Below are 273 nucleotides of genomic sequence, written 5' to 3' on the forward strand. Positions count from 1 at the left end.
TCTCCAGTTCCGCAAGCGTGCGATTTAACTAGGTTTTCTTGAAGTTTAGATAGATTTTCATTCGAGATTTTCACACTATATAAAGAACCAAAACCGGTATTGATTCCATAAATAGGCGCTGTGTGCGATGCCATTTTCTTATCTAAATAATCACGGCATTTCTGAACATTGACTTTAGCCTCTTCAGACAATTCTAATATTTTATTCTGACTTAGAATCTCCTGTAGTGTTTCTAAAGTAATCGTTTCTGAACTTATATAATGGATCTCTCTC

The 273-nt window shown here is 34.8% G+C and carries 1 protein-coding gene; it reads right to left on the minus strand.

Annotated elements, in window-relative coordinates:
- Positions 1-266: aromatic amino acid lyase (locus tag ACWA1B_RS22655; protein WP_456910867.1), on the minus strand; the 266-nt coding region annotated here is incomplete at its 3' end.
- Positions 267-273: the final 7 nt, after the last annotated feature.

The sequence above is a fragment of the Flavobacterium xizangense genome, assembly GCF_054075145.1.